Source organism: Phenylobacterium montanum (genome assembly GCF_018135625.1).
In the GTDB taxonomy this organism is placed as follows: Bacteria; Pseudomonadota; Alphaproteobacteria; order Caulobacterales; family Caulobacteraceae; genus Poindextera; species Poindextera montana.
Window position 1 is genome coordinate 1,343,349 of sequence record NZ_CP073078.1, and the last position, 24,481, is coordinate 1,367,829.

Annotated in this window: 24 protein-coding genes and 1 pseudogene; 14 read left to right on the top strand and 11 right to left on the bottom strand. The window is 67.6% G+C overall.

All coding sequences use genetic code 11. From position 1 onward, the window contains the following. The first annotated feature begins 57 nt into the window (after positions 1-57). The 5 genes from KCG34_RS05905 to KCG34_RS05925 all read left to right on the top strand — a co-directional run bounded on the left by KCG34_RS05905 (position 58) and on the right by KCG34_RS05925 (position 3,887). Positions 58-1,389: an NCS2 family permease gene (locus tag KCG34_RS05905; RefSeq protein WP_249138234.1), complete on the top strand. Its 1,332-nt coding sequence runs from the start codon at positions 58-60 to the stop codon at positions 1,387-1,389. Between the two features lie 18 nt (positions 1,390-1,407). Then, positions 1,408-2,412 carry an adenosine deaminase gene (locus KCG34_RS05910; RefSeq protein WP_211939465.1) on the top strand — a complete coding sequence of 335 codons (1,005 nt, stop codon included), beginning with the start codon at positions 1,408-1,410 and terminating at the stop codon, positions 2,410-2,412. A gap of 219 nt (positions 2,413-2,631) precedes the next feature. Continuing rightward, a complete protein-coding gene (locus tag KCG34_RS05915; protein ID WP_211939466.1) occupies positions 2,632-3,024 on the top strand; it encodes a hypothetical protein in 393 nt (130 codons plus the stop codon). A gap of 26 nt (positions 3,025-3,050) precedes the next feature. Beyond that, on the top strand, positions 3,051-3,524 hold the full coding sequence (locus KCG34_RS05920) for a DUF1236 domain-containing protein (protein ID WP_211939467.1): 474 nt from the start codon (positions 3,051-3,053) through the stop codon (positions 3,522-3,524). A 105-nt stretch (positions 3,525-3,629) separates the two neighbouring features. Next, positions 3,630-3,887 carry a GlsB/YeaQ/YmgE family stress response membrane protein gene (locus KCG34_RS05925; RefSeq protein ID WP_211939468.1) on the top strand — a complete coding sequence of 86 codons (258 nt, stop codon included), beginning with the start codon at positions 3,630-3,632 and terminating at the stop codon, positions 3,885-3,887. An 8-nt stretch (positions 3,888-3,895) separates the two neighbouring features. On the opposite strand, the gene KCG34_RS05930 is transcribed toward KCG34_RS05925, so the two are convergent. From KCG34_RS05930 to KCG34_RS05950, 5 genes and pseudogenes are all read right to left on the bottom strand, one after another. Continuing rightward, a complete protein-coding gene (locus KCG34_RS05930; RefSeq protein WP_211939469.1) occupies positions 3,896-4,051 on the bottom strand; it encodes a hypothetical protein in 156 nt (51 codons plus the stop codon). Positions 4,052-4,141: 90 nt separating this feature from the next. Next, the gene (locus KCG34_RS05935; protein WP_211939470.1) at positions 4,142-6,667 is read right to left on the bottom strand and encodes a TonB-dependent receptor; all 2,526 of its coding nucleotides are present in this window, start codon (positions 6,665-6,667) and stop codon (positions 4,142-4,144) included. 262 nt (positions 6,668-6,929) lie between these two features. Next, positions 6,930-8,933, bottom strand: a pseudogene (locus tag KCG34_RS05940) (elongation factor G); the annotation flags it as partial. A 219-nt stretch (positions 8,934-9,152) separates the two neighbouring features. After that, positions 9,153-9,989, bottom strand: a complete 837-nt coding sequence (locus tag KCG34_RS05945) for a sugar phosphate isomerase/epimerase family protein (protein WP_211939472.1) — start codon at positions 9,987-9,989, stop codon at positions 9,153-9,155. A 3-nt stretch (positions 9,990-9,992) separates the two neighbouring features. Then, positions 9,993-10,946 carry a fatty acid desaturase gene (locus tag KCG34_RS05950; RefSeq protein WP_211939473.1) on the bottom strand — a complete coding sequence of 318 codons (954 nt, stop codon included), beginning with the start codon at positions 10,944-10,946 and terminating at the stop codon, positions 9,993-9,995. 147 nt (positions 10,947-11,093) lie between these two features. Between KCG34_RS05950 and KCG34_RS05955 the strand changes: the two genes are divergently transcribed. Further along, complete coding sequence (locus KCG34_RS05955) at positions 11,094-12,239, top strand: aminotransferase class V-fold PLP-dependent enzyme (RefSeq protein ID WP_211939474.1); 1,146 nt, start codon at positions 11,094-11,096, stop codon at positions 12,237-12,239. A 4-nt stretch (positions 12,240-12,243) separates the two neighbouring features. Here KCG34_RS05955 and KCG34_RS05960 read toward each other — a convergent pair whose 3' ends face one another. Then, entirely contained in the window at positions 12,244-13,032 is a 789-nt protein-coding gene (locus KCG34_RS05960) for a sulfite exporter TauE/SafE family protein (protein ID WP_211939475.1), read from the bottom strand. A 428-nt stretch (positions 13,033-13,460) separates the two neighbouring features. On the opposite strand from KCG34_RS05960, the gene KCG34_RS05965 reads away from it, so the two are divergent. Further along, a complete protein-coding gene (locus KCG34_RS05965; RefSeq protein WP_211939476.1) occupies positions 13,461-13,907 on the top strand; it encodes a cupin domain-containing protein in 447 nt (148 codons plus the stop codon). 18 nt (positions 13,908-13,925) lie between these two features. Here KCG34_RS05965 and KCG34_RS05970 read toward each other — a convergent pair whose 3' ends face one another. After that, entirely contained in the window at positions 13,926-14,705 is a 780-nt protein-coding gene (locus tag KCG34_RS05970) for a thioesterase family protein (RefSeq protein ID WP_211939477.1), read from the bottom strand. An 87-nt stretch (positions 14,706-14,792) separates the two neighbouring features. Between KCG34_RS05970 and KCG34_RS05975 the strand changes: the two genes are divergently transcribed. From KCG34_RS05975 to KCG34_RS06000, 6 genes are all read left to right on the top strand, one after another. Then, positions 14,793-16,196, top strand: coding sequence for a M20/M25/M40 family metallo-hydrolase (locus KCG34_RS05975; protein WP_211939478.1), 1,404 nt, complete (start codon positions 14,793-14,795; stop codon positions 16,194-16,196). A 248-nt stretch (positions 16,197-16,444) separates the two neighbouring features. Then, the gene (locus KCG34_RS05980) at positions 16,445-16,765 is read left to right on the top strand and encodes a hypothetical protein (RefSeq protein ID WP_211939479.1); all 321 of its coding nucleotides are present in this window, start codon (positions 16,445-16,447) and stop codon (positions 16,763-16,765) included. 91 nt (positions 16,766-16,856) lie between these two features. After that, on the top strand, positions 16,857-17,663 hold the full coding sequence (locus tag KCG34_RS05985; protein ID WP_211939480.1) for a DUF1295 domain-containing protein: 807 nt from the start codon (positions 16,857-16,859) through the stop codon (positions 17,661-17,663). Positions 17,664-17,754: 91 nt separating this feature from the next. Further along, positions 17,755-18,270 (top strand): YbhB/YbcL family Raf kinase inhibitor-like protein, encoded by a 516-nt coding sequence (locus KCG34_RS05990; RefSeq protein WP_211939481.1) that lies wholly within the window; start codon positions 17,755-17,757, stop codon positions 18,268-18,270. Between the two features lie 260 nt (positions 18,271-18,530). Beyond that, positions 18,531-19,886, top strand: coding sequence for a hypothetical protein (locus KCG34_RS05995; RefSeq protein WP_211939482.1), 1,356 nt, complete (start codon positions 18,531-18,533; stop codon positions 19,884-19,886). Continuing rightward, positions 19,871-20,248 carry a c-type cytochrome gene (locus KCG34_RS06000; RefSeq protein ID WP_211939483.1) on the top strand — a complete coding sequence of 126 codons (378 nt, stop codon included), beginning with the start codon at positions 19,871-19,873 and terminating at the stop codon, positions 20,246-20,248. Before KCG34_RS05995 ends, KCG34_RS06000 begins: the two co-directional genes overlap by 16 nt. 4 nt (positions 20,249-20,252) lie before the next feature. Here the strand turns inward: KCG34_RS06000 and KCG34_RS06005 are convergent, their stop codons facing one another. The 4 genes from KCG34_RS06005 to KCG34_RS06020 form a co-directional block, all read right to left on the bottom strand. Then, positions 20,253-21,239, bottom strand: a complete 987-nt coding sequence (locus KCG34_RS06005) for an asparaginase (protein ID WP_211939484.1) — start codon at positions 21,237-21,239, stop codon at positions 20,253-20,255. Between the two features lie 25 nt (positions 21,240-21,264). Next, a complete protein-coding gene (locus KCG34_RS06010; RefSeq protein ID WP_211939485.1) occupies positions 21,265-21,978 on the bottom strand; it encodes a glutathione S-transferase in 714 nt (237 codons plus the stop codon). Beyond that, a complete protein-coding gene (locus KCG34_RS06015; protein WP_211939486.1) occupies positions 21,975-22,775 on the bottom strand; it encodes an enoyl-CoA hydratase in 801 nt (266 codons plus the stop codon). The genes KCG34_RS06010 and KCG34_RS06015 overlap by 4 nt, the downstream gene beginning before the upstream one ends. 70 nt (positions 22,776-22,845) lie before the next feature. Continuing rightward, positions 22,846-23,304, bottom strand: a complete 459-nt coding sequence (locus KCG34_RS06020) for a VOC family protein (protein WP_211939487.1) — start codon at positions 23,302-23,304, stop codon at positions 22,846-22,848. Here KCG34_RS06020 and KCG34_RS06025 point away from each other — a divergent pair. Next, on the top strand, positions 23,303-24,481 hold the full coding sequence (locus tag KCG34_RS06025; RefSeq protein ID WP_211939488.1) for an FUSC family protein: 1,179 nt from the start codon (positions 23,303-23,305) through the stop codon (positions 24,479-24,481). The genes KCG34_RS06020 and KCG34_RS06025 overlap by 2 nt on opposite strands.

Below are 24,481 nucleotides of genomic sequence, written 5' to 3' on the forward strand. Positions count from 1 at the left end.
ATCCTGCCAGGGCTCGCGGGGTCGCGAGTCGGAACTGCGTAGATCGGGGGCGACGCATTGACCATCACGGCCGGCCTGGACCGCCATTTCCGACTGGCCGAGCGCGGCACGAGCCTGCGCACCGAGATCGCCGCGGGCGTCACCACCTTCCTGACCATGGCCTATATCGTGGCGGTCAATCCCTCGATCCTGGGCCTGGCCGGCATGCCCGTGGCGGCGGTGGCGGCGGCGACCTGCTTTTCGGCCGGGATCGCCAGCATCCTGATGGGCCTGACCGCCAACGTGCCCCTGGCGCTGGCCCCCGGCATGGGGCTGAACGCCTATTTCACCTTCACCGTGGTGCAGCAGATGCACGTGGCCTGGCCGACGGCGCTGGGCTGCGTGTTCCTGTCGGGCTGCTGCTTCATGCTGCTGACCCTGGCCGGCGTGCGGCGAATGATCGTCTCGGCCATTCCGCCCAGCCTGTTCGCGGCGGTGGCGGGCGGCATCGGCCTGTTCATCGCCTTCATCGGGCTTCGCAACGCCGGGGTGGTGGTCAGCAATCCCGACACCAGCGTGGCGCTTGGAAACCTCAAGGCGCCCGGCGCGGCGCTGTCGGTCCTCGGCCTGGTCCTGATCGTCGCCCTCACCGCCTGGCGGGTGAAGGGCGCCATGCTGATCGGCATCCTGGCGACCACCGCCGCCGGCTGGGCGATCGGCCTGGTCCACTTCACGGCCCAGCCCTACGGCCTGACCGAGCTCGGCAAGACCGCCTTCGCTCTCGATATCCCCGGCGCCTTCCGCCTGGGCGGCGGCGGGCTTCTGTCCATGGCCGAGATCGTGTTCGTGTTCCTGTTCGTCGATGTGTTCGACAATATCGGCACCCTGGTGGCTGTCACCCGCCGCGCAGGGCTGCAGACGCCCGAGGGCGAAATCCCCAATCTGAACCGCATCCTGATCGCCGACGCCGCCGCCAGCATGATCGGCGCCCTGGCCGGCACCAGCACCGTCACCAGCTATGTCGAGAGCGCGGCCGGGGTCCAGGCCGGCGGGCGCACAGGCCTCGCCGCCATCGTCACCGGGCTGCTGTTCCTGGCGACCATGCTGGCCGCGCCCTTCGCCCAGGCCGTGCCGCTGGCGGCCACGGCGCCGGCCCTGATCCTGGTCGGCGCCCTGATGATGGCGCCGGTGGCCGAGATCGCCTGGGAGGACCCGGTCCAGGCCATCCCCGGCTTTCTGACCCTGATCATGATCCCCCTGACCTTTTCCATCGCCAACGGCCTCGCCTTCGGCGTCACCGCCTATGCGGCGATCAAGCTGATCCGCCGCGAAGCTCGTGTTGGCGACTGGCTGCTGTTCCTGCTGGCGGCCCTCTTCGTCGCCCGCTTCGTCTATATGTCGGCCGCCTGAAGACTTAGGAGGCGTTACATGAGCGATCTCGACGGCTTCATCGCCGGCCTGCCCAAGGCCGAACTGCACCTGCACATCGAAGGCAGCCTGCAGCCGGAAATGATGTTCGCCCTAGCCCGGCGAAACCGCATCGCCATCCCCTTCGACAGCGTCGAGCAGCTCAGGGCAGCCTACACTTTCAGCCGACTACAGGACTTCCTGGACATCTACTATCAGGGCGCCGACGTGCTGAGGACCGAGGAGGATTTCCACGACCTCGCCCTCGCCTATTTCGACCGCGCCGCGGCGGACACTGTGGTCCACGCCGAGATCTTCTTCGACCCTCAGACCCACACTGCGCGCGGAATCCCCTTCGGCGTGGTCGCCGAGGGCCTATTGGCCGGGATGCGCGAGGCCGAGGCGCGGCACGGCCTGACCTCGAAACTGATCCTCTGCTTCCTGCGCCACCTGTCGGAAGACGACGCCTTGGCCACCCTGCGCGAGGCCGAGCCCTGGCTGGAGCAGATCACGGGGGTGGGTCTCGATTCCTCCGAACTCGGTCACCCGCCCTCCAAATTCCGTCGCGTGTTCACCGCCGCGGGAGAGCGCGGCCTGAAGCGCGTCGCCCACGCCGGCGAGGAAGGCCCGCCGGCCTATGTGATCGAGGCCCTGGACTTGCTGCACATAGACCGCCTGGACCACGGCAATCGCTCGCTGGAGGACGAGGCCCTGACCCGGCGCCTGGCCGAGACCGGCATGACCTTGACCGTGTGCCCGCTTTCGAACCTGAAGCTGTGCGTGGTCCGCGATCTTGGGACCCACCCGATCGCCCGCATGTTGCAACTAGGATTGCGCGCTACGGTGAATTCCGACGATCCGGCCTATTTCGGGGGCTATATCAACGACAATTACCGCGCCGTGGCCCCCCTGCTCACCAGGGCCGATCTGGCTGCCTTGGCCAGGAACAGCTTTGAAGGCTCATTCCTCGACCAGAACCAAATCGCCTTGCGCGTGGCCTCAATCGAGGCCTACATCTCCGAATAAGATAATATAAATCAAGACTTTTGACGCTCGATAACAAATAAAATCTCGATCGATCCGCCCTCGATATTCCGACTATGCGCGCTTTTACGGCCGAGCTTGTGTGGAACCATTCGGCCAGCACCCACGTTGCTCGCCTCACTAGCGCCAATCATTGACGAAATCGTGATCGACACAGATTTCGGTCAGTGAGATCTCGCGCCTGTTTTCAGGAGCACGCTCATGACCAACCAGTATCGCGTCCAGACACCATCGGAAACTTCGACGGTCGAACGGCATCGCGACGGCCGCACTTCGATGATCGTCATCGGCATCGTGGCGGTCGTGGCCATCATTGCGGCCGCTGTCTATTTCACCAACCGCGACCAGACCACCGCGGTGAACCCCTCCAGCGCCCAGCAGGCCGCGGCCTCGGCTCAGATGTCCCGCGACCAGGCGACCACGGCCGACATCCAGGCCCGGACCGCCAACGCCGCGGCCAACGCCAGCGCCAATCAGGCCCAGAACAACGCCAACCAGGCGGCCAACAACGCCAGCCAGTCGGACAACAACGCCGCTCAAAGCGCCGCCGCGCCGGCCTCGGGCTCGTCGAACTCGAGCGCCCCGCCGCAATAGGCACCGAATAAAGGAAGGAAAATCCCATGAAACGGTTCATTCTGGCCGCCAGCGCCGCCAGCCTGTTGCTGGCCTCAGCCCCGGCCTTTGCACAGACCACCACTACCGACAGTCAGGCGAACCCTGACGGCTCGACCACCACCACCCAGACCACGGTGACCAAGAAAGGCAGCACCGGCGCCGGCGTCGGCGTGGCCGGCGGCGCGGTGGCCGGCGCGGTGGTCGGCGGCCCGATCGGCGCGGCTGTGGGCGCGGTGGCCGGCGGCATCGCTGGCGCGACGGTCGACCCGCCCAAGGAGGTCAAGACCTATGTGCGCACCCAGCGTGCGGCCCCGGTCGACTACGATGGTCCGGTCGCGCTTGGCGACACCCTGCCGGACAGCGTGACCACCTATGACGTGCCGCGCTACGAGCGCTATCACTGGACCTATATCCACGGCCAGAAGCTGTTGATCGACGAGCGCACGCACAAGATCGTCTCGATCGTCAACGACGAATGACGCGCGCGCTGCGGCCCGGTTTCCGATCCAGCGGAACCGGGCCGCTTCTCATTGATTGATGAAGGCATGATCGTCGCTTGTGCGGCGAAATCACAGGAGCCTCAAATGGGCATTCTTGCTTGGCTCGTGGTCGGGCTCGTCGCGGGGTGGATCGGCAGCTTGCTGGTCAATCGACGCGGCGAGGGCCTGGTCCTCGACATCGTCCTCGGGATCGTCGGCGCCTTTGTCGGCGGCTTCCTGTTCAATACCTTTGGCCACGCCGGGGTCTCCGGCGTGAACCTCTACAGCATCCTGGTCGCTGTCGTCGGTTCGGTGGTGGTGCTGGTGCTGTACCACGCCATCGCGGGGCGACGCGCCCTGTAGGCGGGCGATCAGTTCCACGGTCCCTGGCCGGTTCCGCTACGGCGGCGCCGGCCATTGGCTTGACGGCGATTGACCACCGCAATCAGCTTCAAGGCAGGCTCGCGGCCGGCGAAAATGAACACCCCTGATCCGATGATCGCGCCGATCAGCCAATAGATGTCCATGGTCTCGCCCTAGCTGCCTCCCATCATTCTGCCCAGGGTGCGGCGGCCTGACCATCGGACCGCTCGCCGCACCCTTAACCGGCGCCCGTATCAGAACTTGGCCTGCACGCGGAATTCCACCGTGCGCGGGTCGTTGCGGACCAGGAAATCGTTGCCATAGAAGGCCGGCGCCGACTGCCAGTTCAGTTGGTCGGTGACGTTGTAGACCGAGAGGGTGAAGGTGTATTTGCTGACCTCGTAGAACACCGCCATGTTCATGGTGTACTGCCAGGGAATGACCGGCGACTTGTAGTAGCCGCCATTGTTGATCACGCTCTGAGGCACGAAGAACGAATTGGCCAGGTCGAGCTTGCCAGACGTAGTGGTCTGAATCGGGCCGATCACCTGCACCCCGGCGCGGAAACCGAGCCCATTGTCGAACTTGTAGTTGCCCAGGAAGTTGAAGATCTGCTCCGGCACGCCTGGATCGTCGAATTTCTGACCGGGCGCGAAGGTGGCGAACAGGCCGGCGCCGTCGACGAAATTGTAGGGCTGGCCCGGATAGTTGTTCGCGTTGTCCGCCGGATAGTCGTAGAAGCCGGCCGCCTTGTTCAGCGTAGTCTTGACGTAGGAATAGCTGGCGGTGGCGAACAGGTTGCGGGTCGGCTGGTAGTTGGCCTCCAACTCCACGCCGCGGATATTGGCCTCGTCCGTCTGGGTTCCAGCCGCTCCCGTCGGAATCGAGCGCTTCTGGTCGAACGCCGCCGTGCCGATGAACAGCTTGTTGTTCAGGAGGTTGAACTTCAGCCCGCCCTCGAAGAGGTAGCTGTCCTTGCGCAGCAATTGGCTGTCCGGAACCTGGGTGAAGGCGTTGATGCCGCCGTTGCCGCCGTTGGGATCGGTGCTCTGGGTGAAGTCGGCGGTGATGTAGCCGCTGACCCAGGGCGCGGCCTTGTAGACTACGCTGATATTGGCGTTGCCGAGCCCATAGACCCCGGTGGTGTGGTCGATCGGAAAATCGGTGAAGCAAGCCCCGCAGACCGCTCCACCCAGGGGATCGTGCGTATGGGCCTGCACCGCGTCGACGCGGGCGCCGAACAGGGCGCTGAGCTTGGGCGTGAACTCCATCCGGTCCTGGAAGAACACGGCCGTATCGTACACGTCCGAGATGCCGGTATTGCCGAGGTTGACGGAATCCCGCCCCGGCGTGCCGTATTGTAGCCGCCCCATGGCCGACTTGTAGACGAAGGCGTCGCCGAAATTGATCTGTGTCGCCGGATCGAACACCCAGAGCTTGGGATTGCCGGTCAGATCATAAACCGAGGCCGGCTCGTCGTTGAAATTGCTGATATAGTTGACGTGAGCGAAGCGGAAGGTGAAGCCGGCCACAACCTCGTTGTGGATCGGCTCCATGCCCTTTCCGAAGCTAATATCGAAGCGGTCATGCAGGTCGGTGCGGCTCTCGAACGACCAGGAGTCCTTGGTCGAGTCGGCGAAATAATAGAAGTCCTGGTTGTCGCTGTTCAGGTAGTTGAAGAAGGTATTGTTCTCGATCCAGAGATCGTTGGTGAAGTAGTATTTCTGGATCAGCTGGGCGTTGTATTTCAGCGCGCGGGCGGAAGTGCCGGGCGTCTGGTCGATGGTGATCTTGGTGTTGAGCGGAACCTCGCCCGTCAGCTGCACCCCGGTCAGAATCGGCGCCGCCGGCGCATAGGGATTGCCGGGCGAGCCGACCGGGAAGGAGCCTGGGTCGCCGCCCAGGATGAAGGTCGCCCAGGGGTCGCCGGAACTCGGCGCGCCCTGCAGATAGAGCGTGTGGTCGATAAGGGCCTGGTTGACCCGGTTGACGCCCACATTCTCCGTATACTGCTCGGAATTGATCTCGGTGTTGAAGTCGAGCTGGTACTGGTCGTTCGGCTTCCAGCGCACCGCGCCATAGATCGCGTTCTTGCGGAAATAGTGGCCGTAGAAGTAGCTGCCGTCGTCGTCGCCGGCATAGCTGATGCGCACGCCGAGGTCGCCTCGGATCAGCGGGCCGCCGACGTCGACGCTCCAGCGACGGTTGCCGAAGGTGTCGATCGAGGCCGCGGCCGAGGCGGTCATGTGGAACATGTTCGGCCGCTTGGTGATGAAGTCGGCCTCCCCGCCCACGCCCGGCCCAGGGCCGTCGATCACGCTGGCCGGACCCTTGACGATGTTGATGGTGTCCAGGCTGTCGAAATTGGGCGGCGCGCCATAGCCGTTGACGGTGAAGCTGTCGCGCATGCCGTTGACGAAGGTGTCGGCGTACTGGCCGCGGATGCGCGGGATGTTCGGCGTGCCGAAGGCGCTGTCGGTGTAGCTGGACGCCGTCAGGTAGGAAAAGGCCCGCGGGTCCTGGATGTTCAGGGTCTGCAGCTGGGTGTTGGACAGCAGCGTGGTGTTACGCGGCGTGTCCATCACGTTGAGGTCCAGGCCATAGACCGAACTGGAAGACAGCCGGGTCGGCAGCACCGTCTCATGATAGGGAATGCCGTTGACCACGATTTCGGGCGTCTCGCCCGTCGCGGCGGGCTTCTGATCGGCCGGCGCGGCCGTCTGGGCCAGGGCCGCCGCCGGCAGCAACGCCGCCAGAACCAGCCCTGACGCCGCTGTCATAAGCCGCACGCCTCTCAGATTGCGATCTCGTGCCCCAAAGCGCATCGCGCCACCCCGTCTTCTGAAATTTATGATCTGACCCCAGCGGGCGCCGGCTTTACGCCGACTCGAATCCCGCGCCCATCCCGCAAGCTTGGCGAACGGGATCATGCGTCAAACCTGCGCCTTGTAAATCGGCAAGGCGGCGCGCCGTTCGCCTATTTTCTGGGCGACCGACTGCTGAGCGGGTGAGATTTTGACCAGCGGGCCGGCGAGCGGCGCCTCAGGCCGCGTGGCTCTGCCGCTTGATCACATCGTCGGCGAGGCGTCCGGTCAATTCGGCCATATGGTCGAACACGGCCTCGAACACGCCCAGGCCGTGGGTGATGCCGCGCAGTTCGGTGATGAAATCGCGGGTATGCACCTCGGGCATATAGGCCTCGATCTCGTCCCAGCCGGGCCAGCCGTCCTTGGGCGCAAAGGCCAGGATCTGGCCGCGCAGCGAGGACACCGCCGCGGTGATCTTGGGCGTGCTGGCGGTCGGGGCGGTGATGGTCAGTCGCTGTATCGGCTCCAACAGATAGGGATCGCAGGCCCGAAGCCCCTCGACCATGGCCAGGCGCCCGGCGGCGCGGAAGGCCATCTCGGACGAGTCGACGCTGTGATAGGAGCCGTCGATCAGCACAGCCTCCAGGTCGATCACCGGAAAGCCCAGCGGCCCTTTGATGGTCCCGTCGCGCAAGCCCTGCTCCACCGCTGGAATCCACTGCTTGGGCACCACCCCGCCAGTGATCTTCTGGGCGAAGGCGAAGCCCGTGCCGCGGGCTGCAGGGCGGATCTCGACCAGCACGTCGCCGAACTGACCGTGGCCGCCGGTCTGCTTCTTGTGACGGCCGCGCTGGGTGACGCCTTTGCGGATGGACTCTCGATAGGCGGTCGCCGGCCGGCTGGCGTTGACCTCCAGGCCAAAGCGACGGCGCAGGCGGTCGATGGTCAGGGTCAGGTGCCCCTCGCCCTGGCCTTCCAGCAGGGTCTGTTGAGTGTCGGCGTCGCGACGCACGGCCAGGGCCGTGTCCTCTTCCAGAAGCTTGGTCAGGGCGGCGGAGAGGCGCACGTCGTCCTTGCGGTCCTTGGCCTCGATGGCCAGGGCGTATTGCGCGGCGCGCCGGGGAGGAACCTTGGCCTCACGAGCCTTGCCGTCGGTGGAGAGGGCCATGCCGGGGGCCGCGTTCTCGATCTTGGCGATGGCGATCACGTCGCCGGCCGCACAGGATGAGACTTTCTTGGTCGCCCCGCCCGCCACGGCGAACAGGCCGCCGGCCCGGCTGTGCGAGCCGTCTGGCAGGGTGAAGTCGGCGCCGTCGGCCAACTCGCCGCCAAAGGCGCGGGCGAAGGCCAGCTTGCCCATCTGGCCGGCGTGCGAGACCTTGAACACGTAGGCCGCCGGCCCGTCGAGGCCGAGCCGGGCCGCCGCGGCGTCGGGCTTGGGCGCCTCGTGCCGCAGGGCTTTGAGGAGACGGCGGATGCCGAAGTCGCCGGTGGCCGAGCCCAGGAACACCGGGGTGATCTTGCGCTCCTGCATCTCGGTGACCAGGTCGGCGAACACCGTGTCCTGATCCGGCTGGATGTCGCTGACCAGTTGCTCAAGCAGGGTGTCGTCGTATTCGGCCAACTGCTCCAGCATGTGGAAGCGGGCGTCCGCCTCGGCCGGGCCGATTTCCTGCGGCATGTCGATCCGCGCCGAGGCCTGGCCGGCCCGGTAGACGAAGGCTCGTTCCAGGGCCAGGTCGACGAAGCCGGTGACCTTCTCGCCCTCGAACAGGGGCAGCTGGCGCGCCACCACCGGCAGGCTGGAGACCGCCTCCAGCGCCTTGATCAACTCGTCCAGCGGCCCGCGGGCCTGGTCGATCTTGTTGACGAACACGGCGTGCGGCACGCCCAGAGACTCGATGGCGCGCAGCACCGGCTGGGCCAGCACCGCCTTGTCCGGCTGGGGATCGACCACCACGATGGCGAGATCCACCGCCGGCAGGGCGATGTCTTCCGCGCCGCTGAACTCGGTCGAGCCGGGGCAATCGATCACAGCGAAGTGGTCGCCCAGATAGTCGAACCCGGCCAGGTTGGTCTCCACCGACTGGCCGCGCTGGCGGGCCTCTGGGCTACTGTCACCGACGCTCGAACCGGCCGCGACTTCGCCCTGGCGAGAGATCGAGCCGCTGGAGAACATCATCGCTTCCAGAAGGCTGGTCTTGCCCGATCCGGGCGGCCCCACCAGGGCGATGGTTCGGGTGGTTCCAGAAGCGCCTGACTGACCCATGACCGTCTCCCGTGTGGCGGATACTTTGGCCTTGTAGTTGCGTCTCGCTGCTCATCGTCCGCTGCGCCCGGCGATGGTGCAAGCGTGTCCGTCGAATTGGCGGGTCAGCTTGGCCGTGGACGACCGAAAACTGGCGCAGCCGTGGCGAACTCTACGCCCGGCGTCGGCCATTCCAAGTGTTAATTGTGGTTACTCGGGCCTCGTCCAAAGCCGTTCTATTTCAGCCCGCAGCGTCAGGGCCTCGCTCCAGCGGTCTGACAGCTCCAACCCATTGGCGCCGGTGATGGCGTAGGGCGGCGGGCCGAGTTCGCAGAGGAAGGTCAGGACGGCGTCCTCGCCAGCCCGCTTGCGCCAGGAGCCGATCCCCTGCCCCCACCAGGACAGGAACTGGTCCAGCCATTTGCGATGCTGGGGAAAGCCTAGCTGGACCTGCACCTGCTCGTTGGAGGCGACCCGCCCCTGGATCGCCCAGGAGCGGTCCAGGACCTGGCCGATCATGACCTCATCAGCCGGCGAGATCGGCAGCGCGAACTCGCGGTCGACCACGAAATGGCTGAGGTCGGCGCAGAGCCGCAACTCAGGGATCGCGTCCAGCAATTCCAAGGTCGGGTAGAGATCGTTCAGCAGGCCGTGGCGATGGGTTTCGAACAGCAAGGGAAAGCCGGCCCGCTCGGCGATGGCGATCCAGCGACGGGCGAGGTCGATCATGCCGGGAACGTCCCGGGGCATCACCTGGCCGATCACGCTGAGATAGGGCGCGCCGAAGTCGCGGGCCATGTCCAGCATGAAGGCCAGTTCGTCGTCGCTCTTGGGAAAGCCGTTGAACAGGCACTTCAGGCCATGGCGTTCCAAGAGCGGCCGAGCCTGGCGCGCCAGCGGCACGTCGTTCATGGCCAGGTCGAGGCCGGCGCCGGCATAGCCCGCCTCGGCGATCCGCTCGATCCAGCTTTCCAGCGGCGCCTCGGACTCGCCGGGCCGGCGTTGCTCCATGGCCCAGAGGGACTGGTAGACCTCGAGCCGCTGCACGGCTCAGGCGGCCTGGGCGGCTTCGCGGGCGCGCCGGCGCAGGGTGGCGAAAATCTCGCGCTGGGCCTCAATATAGCCCAGAGTCGGCACCGGCCGGCCCAGATTGGCGACGATGTCCCCGTGCAACTCGGCCAGGCGGTGGAACGGCACCCCAGGGAAGCAGTGGTGGGCGGTGTGATAAGACATGTTCCACACCAGCCAGCGCATCACCGCCGGCCCCTTGAGGGTCCGGGTGTTCCTGAAGGTATCGCTGTCGTGGTCCAGACCGGTGTGCTCGCCGGTGTTCTGCAGCTGGTGGAACCACTTGGTCAGCAAGAGCGGCCCGATCCAGAACTCCACCGCGATCCACGAGCGGAAGGCGATCGAGGCCACTGCGATGGCGACCCACAGGGCCACATAAATGCGCGCCTCCAGGATCACCGCGTTGCGCTGTTCGTCGGTCAGCCAGTAGTCGCCCTCCAGCCCCTGGGCGAAGGCGGTCCGCACGATCATGCGGATACGCCGGCGCCAGAAGCCGACCGCGATCAGGTCGAGGAAATAGCTCCAGCTCGTATAGGGCTTCATGCCGATCAGCTCGGAATCCAGCAGCGGATCGTGGGTCGCCCGGTGGTGGGCGAAGTGGGCCCAACGGTCGGTATAGAACGGGTTCAGCGTCGCAAAGCCGAACACCTGGCCGACCCAGTCGTTGAGCGCCTTGGTCTTGAACGCCGTCCAGTGGCTCAGCTCGTGCTGGCCGGCATAGAGGCAGTTGATCAGGATCCCGTGCACCATCAGCACCGGAATCAGCAGCGCCGGCATATTGGCGGGAACCAGGATGATGGCGGCGGTGGTTCCGCAGATGGCCCCGACATGGCTCAGCGTCTGGGCCCAGCCGCGCAGGTCGGAGCGAACGCTGAGCGCGCGCAGCCGATCCCGCGGCACCACCTTGTGCCCGTTCCTGGCCATCCAATCGTCCATCGGCGCCTCCGTTCGCCCTATCCCTAGTCGATAGCGGCAGCGGCTTCATCTGGATTTTTCGAGGCTTGCCGAGCCGACCTCGCCCGTTGGCCAGGCCTGCCGGCTTACCCTATAAGCGCCGGGTCCCTCGGAAGGATCTGAAATCCAGTGGAAACCCGCTTCGAAGCGCTCCGTGCGCGCTTTCCCCTGCTGGCCCGCAAGACCTATCTCAACAGCGGCTCCTACGGCGCCCTGGCCATCGAGGTCGAGGCCGCCGTCCAGGCGTATTTGAGGGACCGCAACGAGGCCGGGGCCGACTGGGAGCTCTGGGTCGGCAAGCACGAGGCGGTGCGCCAAGGACTGGCAGTACTCCTGGGCGTCGCCGCCGACGAGATCGCCGTCACCGCCTCAGCCTCGGCGGGGCTGAACGCCCTGGCCAGCGCGCTCGATTTCACCGGCGGACGCGACACGGTGGTGACCACCGACTTCGAGTTCCCCACCAGCGCCCAGATCTGGCACGCTCAGGCCCCGCGCGGCGCCCGCGTGGTCCACGCCCATCCGCGCCAGGACGGCTACATCCCGCTGGAGGCTTTCGAGGCCCTGATCGACGAGCGCACCCGGATCGTCGCTGCGACCCAAGTCTGCTACCGCAACGGGGCCAAGCTGGACGTGGCTGGTCTCGCCCGCCTGGCCCATGCCCGCGGCGCCCTGATGCTGCTGGACTGCTACCAGACGGTGGGATCCGAGCCGATCGACCTGAAGGCGCTGGGCGTCGACTTCGCCATCGGCGGCATGATGAAGTACCTGATCGGCACGGCGGGTATCGGCTTCCTCTACGCCCGCGCCGAGCTGATCCCGGGCCTGGTCCCCACAGCCTCCGGCTGGTTCGCCCAGGCCGACATCGGGGCCATGGACATCACCGCCAACCACCCCTCGCCCACCGCGCGGCGGTTCGAGGCCGGCACCCCGGCCGTGGTCAACGCCTACGCCGCCGAGGCCGGCCTGAAGATCATCAGCGATCTTGGGACCCAGGCCATCGGCGACCGTGTGCGGTGCCTGACACGTCTTTTGCTGGACCGGCTGCAGGCGATCGGCTGGCCGGCGATCACCCCGGACCTGGACGCCCGCCGCGGACCGCTGGTGGCTGTTCCCTCGCGCGACGCCGCCGGCCTCTGCGCCGAGCTGGCGCGGCAGGGCATAGTCACCTCACACCGCGACGGCAACGTCCGGGCCGGCGTGCACGCCTACAACAACGAGGACGATATCGAGACCCTGATCGCGGCCCTGGAGGCGGCTCGCGGGGGCTTCCGCTAGACGCTTAGAACACCAGCCGGCTGCCGACCAGCACCAGGGCCGAGGCCAGCACTGGGCGCAGGATGCGGTCCGAGACCCGCGACGAAACCAGGCTGCCCAGTACGATCCCTGGGATCGATCCCGACAGCAGCGAGACCAGGAGGTGAAAGTCCACCGAGCCCATCATCCAATGGCCCATGCCGGCGATCAGGGTCAGGGGCACCGCGTGGGCGATGTCCGAGCCGACCAGTTTCCCTACCGGAAGGTCGGGATAGAGAACCAGCAGCACGGTTATGCCGATCGCCCCGGCCCCGACTGAGGACAGGGACACCAGAACGCCCAGGATGGCGCCGAGGATGACGGTGAAGATCGCCGTGCGGCGCGGATCGATCTCGCCGGCCCGCTCGCGGAAGTGCTTCAGTATGAAATTGCGGAATAGAATGGCGATGGCGGTGGCGATCATCGCCACGCCGAGCACCACGGTGATCAGGTGATTGGCTCCGGCGCCTTGCTTCTCGGCATGGGCCAGGATCGTCAGGGTGATGATGGTGGCCGGCGCGCTGCCGGTCGCCAGGCGCCGGACGACCCGCCAATCGACCGTGCCGCTGGCCCCGTGCACGGCGGTGCCGACGGTCTTGGTCGCGGCGGCGTAGAGCAGGTCCGTGCCTACGGCCGTGCTTGGGTGAATGCCGAACAGCAGCACCAGGAGCGGAGTCATCAGCGAACCGCCGCCGACACCGGTCAGGCCGACCAGTAGACCGACCAGGAAGCCGGACGCGGCGTAGAGGGGATTGATCGAAGCCAGAAGATGCATGCGGTGGAACGGGAACTCGCTGGCTCGCCGAAAGCGGCCTGGGCGCGGACGCTCAGCCCCCTCCCGGCAGGAAGGACAATCCTACCCGGATCAGAGGGATAAAGCTAAAGCCCATCGGCAGGCTCCGGGCGAAACCAGAAATATTCGGCGCGTCTATAGGATTTCAGGCCGGCGATCGGTGAAGGCCGGCGGCGATTCGCGTGCGGCGGACCGGAGCCGTCCCCCGGGCGTTCGGCGCCTCCCGCTGGCCAAAACGGCGCCCTCAGCCCGCTGCGAAGCTTGAAATCGTGTTTTTCCAACGGTTTTTCGACCCGCGCCTCTTGAGAACCGATCGCATCGGGTTCACTCTCGCGTCAGGTGTTCCGCATCCCTGATACGCGGGGGCGAGGGTGCGAGCCGTGGTCATGACCGTCACCCTGGAGTGATCCATGCCGCTGTCGCTTTTTCGCCTGCTCGTCGCCGCCCTGGCGTCGATATCGACGGTGCACGCCTCCAGCTCTTGCAAATATTCGATGCATGCCACCAGCCCCGGAGACCGCGTGCTGGCGGGCCTGCGTGAAGCGGTCAGCCAAGGCCCCTCCGGCGACTATGCCCGGGCAGGCGACGCGGGCGGCCGGGTCAGCGTCGCGCCTGAGGCCAAGCCGGCCGAGAGCGAGCGCCAGGGCTATGTGGTCGGCGTGGTCACCCGGGGCCGCTTCATCCTTAAGGAAGACGGCAAGCCGCCGCGCGTCCTGGGCCTGGGTGAGACCTTCTTCGAGCCGGCGGATGCGCCGGGTCTCAGGCTCGACAGCGCCAGCCCCAGCGCCTCGGCGCGGATGGTCGGGGTCTATCTGCCCAAGGCTTTCGCCCACCGCGCCCGTCGCGAACGTAGCTGAGCCAACGGGTCCCGGCGATCAACCCAACCCGCGCCGCTGGGCCAGGGCGGTGACGCTGGCGGTCCCGATCTGGCCGTCCTGGTCATGCAGCCAGCACTCGCCGATCGCCACCCCATCCGTCGCCTGGTGGCAGGTCACCTGAAACCCGACCCAGTCCTGGCGTGGCAGGCGATGCAGATAGAGGGTCACGTCGCTGTTGATGTAGCCAAGTCCCTTGTCCCCGGCGTTGGCGAACGGACTGGCGAAGTCGGCGGCCAGGGCCACACGGGTGAACGGGGTCATCGGCTCATCGTCGACCAGGGGGCGAACCTCGCGCATCCACAGGCGCCGCTCGCCAAGGTCGCCCCATCCGCCGACGATGGGTCGGGTCTCCCACATGCCGCCCAGATTGGCCCGCGGGTCTGCCGGCGTGGGCAGGGCGTCCGGCGGCGGCGAGCCCCAGGGCGGCGGGGTCCAGACGCGCCCCTCCGGGGCTTCGGTGCGGCGCAGCAGCTGGCAGGTGGCCCGGGCCATGCTCTGGCCTGCGCTGAAGAACTCCGCGTCGATCACCTTGATCCGCTTGCCCTCACGCACTGGGCGGGTGGTCACCTCGACCGGAGACAGGTCCGGCAGCTTGTACATGTCGACGGTCAGCCGGGCCGGAACGAAGTCCGGTTCGCCATAGAGGCGCTCGATCTCATAGCCCAGAAGGCCGATCACCACCCGCCCGTGCAGCGAAGTCTCGTTCCAGGGACCGCGGCTGATGGCGCTGGGGACATAGCGCGCGCCGTCGCGCGTAAAGAAAGGCTGGTTGCTCATGCGGCAAGCTTAGCCCGGCCTCTCGACTTCCGCCCAGCCCCGTGAATGATCGGCGATCAGGAATCATCACACCGTGAGTAAACGCGCATGAAGTCCGCCATCGCCCTGGCCGCCCTGCTGGCCGCAGCCCCTGCCGCCGCCCAGCCCTTGTCGCCGGATGTCGCTGCGTTCCGCGACACCTACAAGGAACTGGTGGAGACCAACACCGAGCTTTCCATCGGCAGCTGCACCGAGGCGGCGGAGAAGATGGCGGCGCGGCTGAAGGCGGCGGGTTATGCCGACGGCGACGTGCATGTCTTCACCGGGCCGGACCACCCCAAGGAAGGCGGCGTCGTGGCTGTGCTGCACGGCTCGGACCCCAGCGCAAAGGCGATCCTGCTGCTGGCGCATATCGACGTGGTCGAGGCCAAGCGGGAGGACTGGACGCGCGATCCGTTCAAGCTGGTGGAGGAGAACGGCTACTTCTACGGGCGCGGCGCCAGCGACGACAAGGCCATGGCCGCAGTCTGGGTCGACACCATGATCCGCTACAAGAAAGAGGGCTTCCGTCCCCGGCGCGACGTCAAGATGGCCCTGACCTGCGGCGAGGAGACCTCGGGCGCGTTCAATGGCGCCGACTGGCTGGTCCGTAACCAGCGCCCCTGGGTCGATGCGGCCTTCGCCCTCAACGAGGGGGCCGGCGGACGGCTGGACGAAAAGGGCGACCGCGTCAGCCTGGGGGTCCAGGCCGGCGAGAAGGTCTATCAGGACTACCAGTTGGAGACGACCAACCCCGGCGGCCACTCCTCGCGGCCGGTCAAGGACAACGCCATCTATCGCCTGGCCGATGGCTTGGCGCGGCTGCGCGACTACGACTTCCCGGTGCAGTTCAACGACGCCACGCGCCTCTATTGGGATCGCATGTCCAAGATCGTCGGCGGCGAGAATGGCGCGGCCATGCAGGCGATTCTGAAGGACCCGGCCGACGCCAAGGCGGACGCAACCCTATCCAAGGACCCGAGCTGGCACTCGATGCTCCGCACGACCTGCGTGGCCACGCGCCTGTCCGGCGGCCACGCCAACAACGCCCTGCCCCAGCGCGCCGACGCCAACGTCAACTGCCGCATCTTCCCGGGCGTGCCGATCGAAGACGTGCGCCAAGCCATCGTCAAGGCGGTGAACGACCCGCAGATCGCCGTCACGGTGGTCGAGCCTAAGTCCCCCGCCCCACCGGCACCGACGCTGACCCCGGCCATGCTGGGCCCGGTCGAGAAGGTCTCGGCCGAGCTCTGGCCCGGCGTGCCGGTCGTGCCGACCATGTCCACCGGCGCCACCGACGGGGTCTACACCAATGCCGGCGGCATCCCCACCTATGGGCTGTCCGGCATGTTCGGCGATCCGGACGGTGATGGCGTTCACGGTCTGAACGAGCGGATTCGCGTACGCTCGCTCTACGAAGGGCGCGACTTCCTCTACCGGGTGGTCAAGCTCTACGCCGACCAGAAGGGCTGATCCCGAAACTTGCTGGCTGGGGCGCGCGTCGCGGCTTTACCTTGACGTGCGCGCCGGGCTGTTTGCGCGCTCAAAGACCTGCCTCCTGCAAGCTCTTACCGCTCTGCTTGTGGCGCAAAAGCAACAGCACGAAAACTTGAATTCAAGACCGGTGAAGGTGGGAACAATGGCGCCTATCTTGCGTCTGGATAGCAAGGGGCGAGCCCGCGAATACTTGGCATCAGCGCTCCCCCAGTGGAGCATGAACCATGGCTGCGTCGCACCTGACTGCGGTTACCAGTACTCCTGACACCGGCGCCCCTGCGGCGGAGGTCGTCGATCTGGGCCGCGAAGTCGAGACCGGAGCCCAGCGCATCCGGCGGCTGCAGCAGGAAGCGCGCACACTGGCCCGAGAACAGCTGGAGGCCTTCGAGCGAGACCTTAACGCCTTGGCCGAACGGGCCATCGAAATCGCCCAGGGCGGCGAGGTCTACCCCGTCGGCGCGCGCGAGCTGGCGGCGCGCTTGGCCGAGGAACTGGCCAAAAAAGCTCAGACCCTGGAAAGCATCATGAGCCGCGCCGCCCACTGAGGCTTATCAAGCCGGCGATTGTGAATTGATCGGCCGAGGTTTCCGCCCGACCCTGAACCCGCGCGATCAGTCCCCGCGTTGAGGTAGCGTGATGAGCGTCGGCCTTCTGCTGATGACCAACGCCGCAGGCTCGGCGGCCTGCTACCTGATCCTATGGTCGATCGCCCTTCGGCTGAGGGACGTGACGTTCGTCGACGCCTACTGGCCGCTCGGCATGATGCTCCTGGCCTGGAACAGCTTTTTCGAGACCGGGCCTGCGACGTCGCACAAGCTGGCGCTGGGCCTGGTCTGCGCGGCCTGGGGCATCAGGCTCGGCTCCTACCTGCATTGGCGCTGGCGCCGGCGCGGGCCGGACCGTCGCTACCAGGCTTTGCTGGACAAGGCGGAGCGCAAGGGCGGCCTGGACTTTCCAATCGCCTCCCTGGTCATGGTGTTCGCCCTGCAAGCCGTTATGCAGTTCGTGGTCAGCTTGCCGGTGCAACTGGGCATGCTGGCCGGGCCGGGGCGCGAGCTGGGGCCCGAGGCCCACGCCGGGATCGCGCTCGCTCTGGTCGGCATCGTTTTCGAGACAGTGGGCGATTGGCAGCTGGCCCATTTCCGCGCCGACCCGCGCAACCGGGGCCAGGTGCTCGAGACCGGCCTGTGGCGCTATTCGCGCCATCCCAACTATTTCGGCGACGCCTGCGTCTGGTGGGGGCTCTATCTGATCGCGGCCGAGACCCCGCTGGGCCTGTGGTCCCTGCCAGGGCCGATTCTCCTGACCCTGATGCTGATCGGCGGGCGCGGCGCACCGGCGATCGAGGGCGAACTGCGCCGCACGCGGCCCGGCTATGAGGCCTATGCGCGGCGCACCTCGGGCTTCATCCCCCTGCCGCCCAAACGGCTGGCGGCGAGTTGATCTGCCGATTTGGCGCATCGGTGGTAACCAGCGCGACGGCGAGAGCGTATGAAAAGCCAGAAGGTCCCAGCCTGAAACACCCGGAGGCCCCATGCGCGCCGCAGCCGCGATCGTCACCGCATTCGCCTTCACCGGCCCCGCCGCCGCGATGCAACTCACCAGCCCCGACCTGAAGGCCGACGCACCCATGCCGCTCCTGCACGTCTATACGCGCTGCGGCGGCCAGAACACCTCGCCGGCCCTCGCCTGGAGCGGCCAGCCCAAGGCCGCCAAAAGCCTGGTCCTGACCATGATCGACGAGAGCGTGAAACCGGCCGGCTGGTCGCACTGGGTCGTGGTCGATTTGCCGGCGTCGGCCTCGGGCCTCGGGCGAGGCGCGGCGCCGCCGGCCGGGGCGCGGGCGATCGTCAGCAATTTCGGCGACGCCGCCTATGCCGGCCCCTGCCCTCCGCACGGAACCGGCGTGCATCGCTATGTGGTGACCGTTTGGGCCATGCCGACCGCCAAGCTCGAGATCGGCGCCGACGCCAAGGCCGCCGAGGTCTCGGCCATGCTGCAGAAGGCCGCGCTCGATCACGCCTCGATCGCGGTCACCGCCGAACGCTGAACGGCGCGCCAAACCCCGATCGACAAATTTGAACCGCCGGCGCTGCGGACGGGATACACAGACAAGTCCCCTCCGACCGGAATAGAGCGGCCCATGACATGCGTGCGTAACTTTATAGCGAGGCGCTGGTCCCCGGGCCGACTGTCCAGCTTGGAATAGACAGAGCTTCAAACCGCTTACAATTCAACCGAAGACAGGGCGCCGGCCTTCGCTCGCGCTTGCCCCGACATTTTGACCTTCAATATCTGCCAGAGGCGCCGATGCAGCTCAATCTGGACTGCGCGAGGCTGCTCGCGCTCCTGACCGTCCTCGCAGCGAGCCTGGCCCAGGCGGCGCCTGCAAACGCCGTCCCGGCCTTCGCCGCCCAGACCGGCCAGCCCTGCCAGATGTGCCATGTGGGCGGGTTCGGGCCGCAGCTCACCGTGTTCGGCCGCAATTTCAAGCTGCACGGCTACACTCAGCGCGCAACGCCGTTCAGCATCCCGCTCTCGGCCATGGTCGAGGCGTCCTACGTCCGCACCACCAAGGCGCAGGCCGCTCCGCCGGCGCCCGATTTCGCACGAAACGACAATGTCGCCCTGGACCAGGCCAGCCTGTTCTTCGCCGGCGGCTTCGGCGAGCATTTGGGCGCCTTCGTCCAGGCCACCTATGACGGCGTGGCCAGGGCCTTCAGCTGGGACAACCTGGATGTCCGGGCCACAACCACGACGCAGCTCGCCGGGCATGACGTGGTCGTGGGCGCCAGCCTGAACAATGCGCCGGGCGTGCAGGACGCCTGGAACACCCTGCCGGCCTGGGGCTTCCCCTATTCCGGCTCCAGCCTTGCGCCGGCGCCCGCGACCACGCCCCTGATCGACGGCGCCCTGGCCCAGACCAGCCTGGGCCTTACCGGCTACGCCTGGATCGACTCCAGCCTGTATCTCGAAGGCGGCGCCTACGGCTCGCCGGGCGCCACGAGCCTCGCCCGCCTGGGCGCCGATCCCACCTCGCCTGGCGACATATCCGGCCTGGCCCCCTACGGCCGGATCGCCTTTCAGAAGATGATGGGCAATGCGGCGCTCGAGGTCGGCGCCTTCGGCGTCGACGCCAGCATCCATCCCGGCCTCGACCGCTCGACGGGCTTCCTGGACCGCTACACCGACCTGGGCGTCGACGCCTCCTACGAGGCGCCCCTGGCCCATGGCGACATCTTCGCCGTCAACGCCCGCTACACCCATGAGCGCCAGGCGCTGCAGGCGACCTGCGCCTTGGCGATCGAAGGCCGCCCGGGCGGCTGCGGGCACAGCCATCTCGACGAGATGACCGCCGACGTCTCCTACTATTGGCATGGCTGGCTGGGCGCGACCCTGGCGGGGTTCGACACCACCGGCTCGGCCAACCCCGTGATCTACGCCGGCAACCGCACCTTCAGGCCCGACAGCACCGGGGTGATGCTGCAGCTCGACGCCACCCCGTTCGGCGGGCGGCCACAGCCGGCGCGGCGGGCGAACCTGAGGGTCGGGCTGCAATACACCGCCTACACCCGCTTCGACGGCGCCGGGGTCAATTTCGACGGCGCTGGGACCCGCGCTTCGGACAACAACACCTTCAGGGTATTCACATGGCTCGCCTTCTGATCCTGACCGTGCTCGCCGCACTGGCGGCCCCCCTGGCCCAGGCTGTCGCCGGGGCCGACCCTGGCCAAGGCCGGGCGGTGTTCGCCGCCCAGTGCGGGGTTTGCCATTCCAACGCCCGTAGCGGCGGGGTGATCGTCGGGCCGCCTCTGTATGGGGTGGTAGGGCGCAAGGCCGGCACGGTGGCCGGCTTCGACTATTCACAGGCGATGAAAGGCGCCGGCTTCGTCTGGACCCCAGACCGGCTGCACGCCTACCTGCCGGCGCCGCGCGACTACCTGCCGGGGGTCAAGATGACCTATGCCGGGCTGAAGGACCCGAACAAGCTCGACAGCCTGATCGCCTATCTGCAGACGCTCCGGTGAGACCTCAGATCCCAGCGAAGGCCGCCCTGACGCGCTCGACGCCAGCGCCCTCGGCCAGCAGAAGCTGCAGCAGCACCCGCGCCTTGCGCGCGTCCAGGGGCCCGGCGCCGATCAGGCCCTTGGCCAGAAGCTCGATCTCGCCGCCGCCAAAGCCGTAGGAGTTCTGCAGAGTCTCGCCGGCGCCGGTGCGGCTGGCGAACACCACCGGACGCTCGGCCGCCAGAGCCGCCAGCGGGGCCACCGCCGCGGCCGCCACATGGCCGGCGCCCGGCAAGGCCACCACCAGGCCGTCGCAGGCCGGCGCCAGGGCCTCGACCACCTTTGGCTCCAAGCCCGGCCCCGCCTCGACGATCGGAACCACCGGCTCGCCGCCGGGATAGGCGAGGTGTGGCAGGTCGAAAGCGGGCTTGAGGGCGATGCGGACCCGTCCCTCGGCCACCCAGCCGATCGGGCCGAACGGGGCGGAGGAGAAGGCATGCGGGCGGAAACTGTGGGTCTTGCGCACCAAGGCCCCGACATGGATCTCGTCGTCGCTGACTACGAGCAACCCGAGGCCCCGCGCCTTGGCGCTGGCGGCGACGCGGATCGCGGCGGCCAGATTGGCCGGGCCGTCGGCGCCCAGCTGGTCCGGCCGGCGCATAGCCGAGGTCATGACGATCGGCGCCTCGGCTCGGGTCAGGAGGGCCAGGGCGAAGGCCGTCTCCTCCAGGGTGTCGGTGCCGTGGGTGATGACCACGCCGTCGAACATCTCGGCCGCCTCTTGCGCCGCCGCGGCGATCCGGCCGAGGTCGCTCAGGGTGAAGCTGGCGCTGGGCTTGGCCAGGACCGGCCGCACCTCGATCTCGGCTAGCGTCTCTATGCCCGGGACCGAGGCCGACAGCGCCGCCCCGTCCAGGGCCAGCTGCCCGCCTCTACCGCCTTGGGCGGTCATGGCGATGGTGCCGCCGGTGGTCAAAAGGGCGATGCGCGGGCGAGGCGGATTCTGAGTCATGGCCGAGGCTTAGGCCCTTTTTCGATCAGCCGTCCAGCGCCTCGTAGCGGCGGAAAATGCCGCCCTCGTTGAACGGGATGCGCCGCTCCGACGCCAGATAGTCCGCCACCCGCGGCAGGGCGGCGACCCGGTTGCGCAGGGCGATCAGGTGCAGCCAGGACGGCTCGAGCCGCGCCATGGCTTTGGGAAAGGCGTACCGCAGGCCCTCGACCACCTGGAACAGGGAGAGATCGGCGCAGGTCAGTCCTTCGCCGACCAGATGTTGCGGCCCCGCTGGATTGGCCGCCAGCACACCCTCGAAATAGCCGAGATACTTGGGAATGCGGTCTTCGCGGAAGGCCTTGGCCCGGCGCGTCGCCTCGGGCTTCTGGTCCTCATAGTAGAGGCTGACGTCGATCGGATGGTGGGTGTCGTGCGCCTCGTCGACCAGATCGGCGATGGTCAGTTGAAGCTGATGAGCGAACAGGCGCCCGCCCTTGTCCTTGGGCGCCAGGCCCAGACTCGGGCCGAGATAGAGCAGGATATTGGCCGTCTGCGCCACGATCAGACCCTCGTGCCGCAGAAATGGCGGGGCGAACGGCCGATGCGCGAGCGCCGGATCGCGCATCACCGCCATCATGGCCGGAACGCCGTCCTCGCGCGCCACGTCTCGATAGGACGCGCCGGCCGCCTCCAGCGCCAGGCGGACGAACTCGCCGCGCCCCTGGATCTGCGGCCAATAGAACAGCTGGTAGGTCATGATGCGTCCATCCATTCAGGCCGGCGCTTTTCCAGGAAGGCGGCTATGCCCTCGGCCGGATCGGACTCCAGCATGTTGATGGCCATGACCTCGCTGGCGCGGGCGTAGGCCTCAGCCAGGTCCAGGTCGAGCTGCTGCTGGAACAGGCGCTTGCCATAGGCGATGGCCTGGGAGGAGCGGGTGGCGATGTGGGTCGCCATGGCCATGACGGTCGCCTCGAGCTCGCCCGCAGGAACCACCCGGTTGACCAGCCCCATGGCCAGAGCCTGCTCGGCGCCGACGAATTCGCCCATCAACAGCATCTCCATGGCCTGCTTGCGCGGCACGGCGCGGCTGAGCGCCACCATGGGCGTCGAGCAGAACAGGCCGTTATTGACCCCCGGCGTGGCGAAGCGAGTTCCGGCCTCGGCTATGGCCAGGTCGCAGCTCGCCACGAGCTGACACCCCGCGGCGGTGGCGACCCCACGCACCGCCGCGATCACCGGCTTGGGCGCGGTCACGATGGCCTGCATCAGAGCCGAGCAGTCCCCCATCAACCGGCGAAAGAAGGCGAGGCCCCGGTCGGCGTCAGCCAGGTGGCCGTACATCTCCGCGAAATCGTGGCCGGCGGAATAGACCGGCCCGGCTGCGGCCAGGACGATGACCCTTACGCCCTCGTCTTCCACCGCTCGGGCCAGGGCCTCGCGCAAGGCGGCGATCATGGCCTGAGACAGGGGATTGCGCCGCTCCGGCCTGTTCATCACCAGGCGGCGCACGCGGCCATGGTCTTCGGCCAGCACCAGGGGTTCGTCGCTCATCTCGCCTCCCTCGCCGTGGCGTCCGGGGCCCGGCATTTCGAGGGAGGTTACGCCCAGGCGGCCGGCGGCTCTACTCCTTCCCGGCCGCCTCGAGCGCGGCGATGTCGAGCTTGCCCATGCCCATCATGGCCTCGACCGCGCGCTTGCCGCCCACGCCCAGCAACGCCGGCAGCTGCTTCGGCGCCACCTGCCAGGAAAGGCCGTAGCGGTCCTTCAGCCAGCCGCAGCGCCCCGGCTCGCCGCCCTCGGTCAGGGCGCCCCACAAACGGTCGACCTCGGTCTGGTCGTCGCAGGTGATCGCCAGCGAGACGGCTTCGGTGAACTTGAACACGGGCCCGCCGTTCAGGGCCGTGAAGGGCCGTCCGTCCAGCTCGAAGGCCACTGTCAGCACCGTCCCCTTGGGCATGGGCATGCCTTCGCCATAGTGGGACACCTCGCCGAGCTTTGAGTTCTTGAACAGCGACACGTAGAACTGGGCGGCTTCGAGCGCCTGGGTGTCGAACCAGAGGCAGGGGGTGATCTGCTGCATGAGGGCCTCGCTGGATGGCGATGAGGAGGGAACGCCTCCCAAGGACGCGCCGCAAGCGCCAGCGCCGACACCGGTGGCCGAAAAAGCTTCTCCCACGGCCAGGGCCTGGCGCTGGATGAGGAGCCGGCGCTCGGCGCGCGCGCGCCATGCGGTCCGCGTAGCCGTGGCCGCGGCGGCGAGCTACGCTCTGGCCACGGTGTTCAGCCTGCCCCAGGGCTATTGGGCGGTGATCACGGCCATCGTCGTGGTGCAGGCCTCGCTGGGCGCCACGGTCGGGGCCTCGCGCGACCGGATGATCGGCACGGCGGCGGGGGCGGCGGTGGGCGCCCTGGCCGCTTGGCTGGCGCCGAAGACTCTTGGCGGCGAGATCGCCGCCTTGGCGGTTTCGGTCGGGGTGCTGGGCTGGGCCGCAGCCGCTCGGCCCAGCCTGAAGATCGCGCCGGTCACCGCGGTGATCATGATCCTGGGCTCTACGAGCAGCCAGAGAGGCTTTCTGGAAGCCGCCGGCCTTCGGGTCGCTGAGATCGCCGTAGGCGCCGCGATCGGGTTGGCGGTCGCCCTGTTCGTGTTCCCGGCCCGCGCGCGCGACATCGTCTCGGCCAAGGCGCAGGAAGTCATGAAGGACCTTGCCGAGTTGCTCGGGCTCTATGCCGCGCGACTGGACAGCCCGCCCCAGGCCGAGCCCCTGACCGCGCTGCACGACAAGATCCGCGCCGGCCTCTCCGCCATCGAGACCGCAGTCGGCGAGGCCTCGCACGAGAGCGCGATCCGGCTCAGCGGCGCCCTGACCGCAGATGCGATCCCGCGTACCCTTTGGCGCCTGCGGAACGATGCGGTGATGATCGGCCGCTGCACCGCGCCGGGCCTGCCGGCGCCCATGGCCGCGCACTTGGCTGAACCGGCCCAGGCCGTGCTGAGGGCCGACGCGGCGCGCCTGACCGCCCTCGCCGCCACCCTGGCTGCTGGGCAGCGGCCTGCCGCCTATGTCGGCAGGCCGCAGCTCGGCGACTTTCGCGCGGCCTTCCAGGCCGCCGAAGCAGAGACCCGGCCCGCGGCGCTGAACTTCGACCAACTGGAGCAAGTGTTCGGCCTCGCCTATGCGCTCAGCGCCTTCGACCTCAATCTCGCCGATCTGGCCGATCGGATCAGCGAACTGGTCGCGCCGACGGCGGACTGA

Excerpts from the sequence above, each read along its gene's own strand:
- KCG34_RS05910 (WP_211939465.1), top strand. The coding sequence starts at position 1,408 with ATGAGCGATCTCGACGGCTTCATCGCCGGCCTGCCCAAGGCCGAACTG.
- KCG34_RS05915 (WP_211939466.1), top strand. The coding sequence starts at position 2,632 with ATGACCAACCAGTATCGCGTCCAGACACCATCGGAAACTTCGACGGTC.
- KCG34_RS05920 (WP_211939467.1), top strand. The coding sequence starts at position 3,051 with ATGAAACGGTTCATTCTGGCCGCCAGCGCCGCCAGCCTGTTGCTGGCC.
- KCG34_RS05925 (WP_211939468.1), top strand. The coding sequence starts at position 3,630 with ATGGGCATTCTTGCTTGGCTCGTGGTCGGGCTCGTCGCGGGGTGGATC.
- KCG34_RS05930 (WP_211939469.1), bottom strand. The coding sequence starts at position 4,051 with ATGGACATCTATTGGCTGATCGGCGCGATCATCGGATCAGGGGTGTTC.
- KCG34_RS05935 (WP_211939470.1), bottom strand. The coding sequence starts at position 6,667 with ATGACAGCGGCGTCAGGGCTGGTTCTGGCGGCGTTGCTGCCGGCGGCG.
- KCG34_RS05950 (WP_211939473.1), bottom strand. The coding sequence starts at position 10,946 with ATGGACGATTGGATGGCCAGGAACGGGCACAAGGTGGTGCCGCGGGAT.
- KCG34_RS05960 (WP_211939475.1), bottom strand. The coding sequence starts at position 13,032 with ATGCATCTTCTGGCTTCGATCAATCCCCTCTACGCCGCGTCCGGCTTC.
- KCG34_RS05965 (WP_211939476.1), top strand. The coding sequence starts at position 13,461 with ATGCCGCTGTCGCTTTTTCGCCTGCTCGTCGCCGCCCTGGCGTCGATA.
- KCG34_RS05970 (WP_211939477.1), bottom strand. The coding sequence starts at position 14,705 with ATGAGCAACCAGCCTTTCTTTACGCGCGACGGCGCGCGCTATGTCCCC.
- KCG34_RS05975 (WP_211939478.1), top strand. The coding sequence starts at position 14,793 with ATGAAGTCCGCCATCGCCCTGGCCGCCCTGCTGGCCGCAGCCCCTGCC.
- KCG34_RS05980 (WP_211939479.1), top strand. The coding sequence starts at position 16,445 with ATGGCTGCGTCGCACCTGACTGCGGTTACCAGTACTCCTGACACCGGC.
- KCG34_RS05985 (WP_211939480.1), top strand. The coding sequence starts at position 16,857 with ATGAGCGTCGGCCTTCTGCTGATGACCAACGCCGCAGGCTCGGCGGCC.
- KCG34_RS05990 (WP_211939481.1), top strand. The coding sequence starts at position 17,755 with ATGCGCGCCGCAGCCGCGATCGTCACCGCATTCGCCTTCACCGGCCCC.
- KCG34_RS05995 (WP_211939482.1), top strand. The coding sequence starts at position 18,531 with ATGCAGCTCAATCTGGACTGCGCGAGGCTGCTCGCGCTCCTGACCGTC.
- KCG34_RS06000 (WP_211939483.1), top strand. The coding sequence starts at position 19,871 with ATGGCTCGCCTTCTGATCCTGACCGTGCTCGCCGCACTGGCGGCCCCC.
- KCG34_RS06005 (WP_211939484.1), bottom strand. The coding sequence starts at position 21,239 with ATGACTCAGAATCCGCCTCGCCCGCGCATCGCCCTTTTGACCACCGGC.
- KCG34_RS06010 (WP_211939485.1), bottom strand. The coding sequence starts at position 21,978 with ATGACCTACCAGCTGTTCTATTGGCCGCAGATCCAGGGGCGCGGCGAG.
- KCG34_RS06015 (WP_211939486.1), bottom strand. The coding sequence starts at position 22,775 with ATGAGCGACGAACCCCTGGTGCTGGCCGAAGACCATGGCCGCGTGCGC.
- KCG34_RS06025 (WP_211939488.1), top strand. The coding sequence starts at position 23,303 with ATGAGGGCCTCGCTGGATGGCGATGAGGAGGGAACGCCTCCCAAGGAC.
- KCG34_RS06020 (WP_211939487.1), bottom strand. The coding sequence starts at position 23,304 with ATGCAGCAGATCACCCCCTGCCTCTGGTTCGACACCCAGGCGCTCGAA.